The organism is Desulfobacula sp. (assembly GCF_021107415.1).
In genome coordinates this window covers 1-4,759 of sequence record NZ_JAIOSW010000264.1, presented here as the reverse complement: position 1 = coordinate 4,759, position 4,759 = coordinate 1, and the positions used below count along the sequence as shown (strand labels likewise).

The window sequence follows — 4,759 nt, the reverse complement described above, 5'->3', positions numbered from 1 at the left end:
TTAACCCTTGGACTTGTCACACAAATTGATCCGCCAAATTATGCAACCCGGGTCAGGATATTAAAAAGGAAATCAAAAATTTTTGGATATGAAATTCCAAATCAGGTAACCGAGTATATTGCCCAGGAATTATGTGATGATGTCCGGCAGCTTGAAAGCGGTCTGTTTGGCGTAGCTGCAAAAGGACAGTTAATGGGGTATAATATTGATATTGCGCTGGCAAAAAGTGTTTTGGCAAATATTGCAAGTACAAAAAAACGAATTACGATTGAATCGATTAAAAAATTAGTTTGCAAGGAGTTTTCAGTCTCCCAAACAGATATTGTATCTGCTTCCAGGAAAAGAAGGATTGTAAAACCACGGCAAATGGCCATTTTTCTTTCCAGAAAATATACGGATCAACCCATTAAAAAGATTGGTACAAGCTTTAATAAATATCATGCAACCGCCATATATGCCATCAATGCAATTGAAAGAGAATTAAAGCAAAAAAGCGTTATTTTTGAACAGGTAAATTATCTTTCCAAGAAAATCGAAACAGGAAAATTTTAAATGGGACTTTCCGGTTCTGTTTACAAACATCTTCAAAGGATATCAGGCAAATCAAACGTCACAAAAGAAAAAGAAGAACTCTTGTGTTATTCCTATGATGCTACGGGAGACTCATTTTTTCCGGATGCCATAATATTTCCGGGCTCAGAAAAAGAAATTATTCAAATTTTTAAACTGGCATCAAAAGAAAATTTGATTGTGGTACCCCGTGGAGCCGGATCCGGAATGACCGGGGGAGCTGTACCGGTAAAGGGAGGCCTTGTATTGGTCACAAGCCGGATGAATAAAATTTTTAATATTGATGAAAACAATTTTTTAATAAGAGTTCAACCCGGTGTTATTGTTTCTGATATCCATAAAAGTGTAGAAGAAAAAGGCTTGTTTTATCCTCCTGATCCTGCAAGTTCATCTGTTTGCACCATTGGGGGCAATATTGGTGAATGCGCAGGCGGACCCAGAGCAGTAAAATATGGGGTCACCCGGGATTATGTTTTGGGATTAAGAGCGGTACTGCCTTCAGGAGAGGTGATTCAAACAGGGGTTGCCACGGCAAAAGGGGTTGCCGGGTATGATCTGACGCGCTTGATCGTCGGATCTGAAGGCACCCTGGCCGTGGTTACCGAAATAACACTAAGGCTATTGCCAAAGCCTGAAACTGTTAAAACAATGGCGGTTTTTTTTGACAGTGTGCAAAAAGCTGCTAAAACCGTATCCGGGATTATGAGGGAAACGGTTATTCCAAGATGTGTTGAATATATGGATGAAGCCTGCCTTGAACTTGTAAAAGATTCTCTTAGCTTTGATTTGCCTGAAACTATTAAAGCCCTGTTAATAATAGAACTGGACGGAGATATCGACAGCGTAGAAAAAGATGCAAAAAATATTAAAAATTTTTGTTTTTCTTATAATGCCCTGGATGTATTAGTTGCAAAAGATCAGATAGAGGCACAAAAGCTGTGGGATGCCAGAAAAGCCTTGTCTCCGATTCTTTATAAGATTGCAAGCAATAAGATAAACGAAGATGTTGTTGTTCCTATTGATAAGATACCTGACCTGGTTCAGGTAACCCAGCAGCTAGAGAAAACCTCGGGTTTAAAGGTGGTCAGCTTTGGTCATGCAGGGGATGGAAATATTCATTGCAATATCATGTATAATAAAACGGATGAAAATGAGTTAAAAAGGGCAGAAAAGGCCGTTGATGAGCTTTTTGATGCAACGCTAAACTTAGGGGGCACCATCACCGGAGAACATGGGGTCGGTATGACTAAAATAAACTACCTGCCCCGTGAAATCGGTGCAACACAAATTGAACTTATGAAAGGGATTAAAAGGGTCTTTGATCCCCAGAATATATTAAACCCGGGTAAGATCTTTAATCTTTGATATTCCAGCCAAAAAATTATTGTAGTTTTACCGCATAATGGTTGTGGATTAATAGTTTTTCCAAAACATCAATTTTTGGATTTTGATTATGCAGGACGCAGCATCGTATAGATATTGAACAATATTCTAAACACAGTTTGTTTTTTTTGTTAAAATCTCCAAAACAATCGGGCATGTCTATGGAGTCCTTTTTCGTCGAAGTATTGATAAAAATCTGGTCCAGTTGTTTTATTTCCATATTCATTCCATATATCTATTATTTTTTGTATACTTAGTGTAAAAAATTCTATTGGTCAACACCTATTTTTTTATATGCTGCAACCATTGATTCCAGTTTTTCAACCAGGGGCTTCAAGGTTTGTTTCTGAATGGCTGAAATGTGAAAACCCTGGTTTAGCAACCATTTGTCATCAAAGGAATTAAGATCAATTCGATCTGTTTTATTAAATACATAAAGGGTAGGAATTGTATCTAATTTTAAATTTTTAAGAATTTTTTCCACAGATTCTTTTTGCTGTTGGTAACGAGGATTGCTGATATCTATCACATGTAAGATAATATCTGCATCAGCCAGCTCTTCCAGGGTGGCATGAAATGCCTGCATTAATTCTTTTGGAAGATCCTGGATAAACCCGACTGTATCTGTGATAATAACTTCCGTATCTCTGGGAAATCTCAATCGCCTGCTGGAGGGATCAAGGGTTGCAAATAATCGATTGGCCACAATAATTTTACTTTGTGTTAAGGTATTCAAAAGCGTGGATTTACCGGCATTTGTATAACCAACGATTGAAATAATGGGTAAATCTTTTCGTTTACGTCTGGATTTTTGTTGCCGGCGCTGTTTATGGATTTTGGTAATCTCTTTTTTTAGCCGGTTGATCCTGTCTCTGACCCTTCGCCGATTGAGTTCAAGTTTTGTTTCGCCCGGTCCTCTGCCGCCGATACCACCCGTCAACCGTGACATGGCCGTATTTTTAGTAATGAGTCGCGGCAGAAGATATTCCATCTGGGCAAGCTCCACCTGATATTTACCTTCCCTTGATTTTGCTTGTTTGGCAAAAATATCAAGGATCAGCTGGGTCCGGTCAATAACCTTCATTTCAACAAAATCAGTAATGGAACGAATCTGGGAAGCAGATAATTCCCTGTTAAACACCAGCATGGTTGCATATTTTTGAATCGCCTGGATAATCAGGCTGGAAAGTTTTCCCTTACCCACCACAAATTTTGGATCAATATTTTTTTTTCGTTGGACTGCTGTACCAATCACATTGATATGGCTGGTTTTACATAGTTCTTTAAGTTCATCCATGGAGGCCCATGCCTCTTTTGGATCTAAAGTCGTTGCATTGATCAGAAAAGCATTTTCAGTGCCTGATTCAGGCGTGTATAAAGAATTATTCCGGGTGAGTTCTGATTCAAGCGCCAGAATTTGAGCCAGGCAGTCAATGTTCAGGTGTTGAATGGTACCGGGATCTATAACCTGATAGGGAGCTGAGTTTTCATCCGGAAGAATGTGGCCGGAATAAACGGTCCCGGGCTTACCGTCCGATGTTATACAAACAGCCGTGATATAATCCAGCCGCAACAGGGCAAGGTCAGTTAGATCATCCCTTGTCAAGGGCTCTTTTTTTAAATGAGTATGAATGAGGCGCAGCCCCTTGAGCCTGCCGGGAAGGGCGGTATATCCCGACGTTACCGGAATGACAATTTGCTGGGCTTCTCCGACAATAACATAGATAACCTTTCCATTCCGGTCAATGAGCAGACCGATCTGCCGCCTGATCTCATGGGAAAGTTTAACCAGCAGGTGTGCAAGTTCCGGATCGATAATATAGTCGGGCGGTGTGCGAAAGTTATAGAGAGTTTCTATTGTTTTGATCTGGGTCTTTCTCAGACCTGAAGTGTTACCGAAAAGTTTTTTCTTCATTCAAATTCCTGGTATGACTCCGGAGACAGTTCTTCAAACCGTGTATATTGACCAAGGAAATGCATAAAAGCCGTGCCGGTTGCACCGTTTCTGTTTTTGGCAACAATGATTTCAGCCGTTCCTTTTTTGGGATTGTCCGCTTCTTTATTATAGACGTCATCCCTGTAAATAAATGCAACAATATCTGCATCCTGTTCCAGAGCTCCTGATTCACGAAGATCAGACAGCATGGGACGTTTATCCGATCGCTGTTCAAGCATTCGGTTCAGCTGGGACAAAGCCAGAATCGGAACATTCAGTTCTTTGGCAAGCGCTTTTAAAGATCTTGAGATTTCAGCAATTTCAAGGTCTCTTCGATCCGTCCTGAACGGGGGTTTCATCAACTGAAGGTAGTCAACAATAATAAGGCCCAGTTCATTGTGTTTTTGATAAAGTTTTCTTGCCTTTGCTCTTATTTCCATTGCAGTGATATTGGGTGTATCATCAATAAAAAGGGGCAGTTCATTTAAAACACCGGCTGCATCTGTTGTATTTTGCCAGTCTTCCTGGCTGATAAACCCGGTTCTAAGCCTGTTTGAATCTATGCGTGCCTCTGAGGTTAAAAGTCTCATGGAAAGCTGCTCATTGGACATTTCAAGAGAAAAAACAGCAACAGGTTTGCGTTCCTCAATGGCAACATTTCTGGCAATATTTAACGCAAATGCAGTTTTTCCCATACTGGGTCTGGCAGCAAGGATAATCAAATCAGATTTTTGTAATCCCGAGGTAATATTGTTAAATTTTGTATAACCGGTAGAGAGTCCTGAAAGCCCGCCGTCTTTTCCCTGTTGCTCTTCTAATTTGTCAATGTTTAAATTAATCAAATCCCCTAAACTTTGAAAGGAACTGCCG

The 4,759-nt window shown here is 40.1% G+C and carries 4 protein-coding genes; 2 read left to right on the top strand and 2 right to left on the bottom strand.

Annotated elements, in window-relative coordinates; genetic code table 11:
- Together K8S13_RS14080 and K8S13_RS14075 are read left to right on the top strand one after the other, a co-directional pair.
- Positions 1-552, top strand: a 552-nt coding sequence (locus K8S13_RS14080; protein WP_291463394.1) for a helix-turn-helix domain-containing protein, incomplete at its 5' end; no start/stop codon positions are given.
- Positions 553-1,935, top strand: a complete 1,383-nt coding sequence (locus K8S13_RS14075; protein ID WP_291463393.1) for an FAD-linked oxidase C-terminal domain-containing protein — start codon at positions 553-555, stop codon at positions 1,933-1,935.
- Positions 1,936-2,221: 286 nt separating this feature from the next.
- Here K8S13_RS14075 and hflX read toward each other — a convergent pair whose 3' ends face one another.
- Both hflX and dnaB read right to left on the bottom strand, forming a co-directional pair.
- Positions 2,222-3,868, bottom strand: a complete 1,647-nt coding sequence (gene hflX / locus K8S13_RS14070) for a GTPase HflX (protein ID WP_291463392.1) — start codon at positions 3,866-3,868, stop codon at positions 2,222-2,224.
- Positions 3,865-4,759, bottom strand: an 895-nt coding sequence (gene dnaB, locus K8S13_RS14065) for a replicative DNA helicase (RefSeq protein ID WP_291463391.1), incomplete at its 5' end; no start/stop codon positions are given. The genes dnaB and hflX, both read right to left, overlap by 4 nt.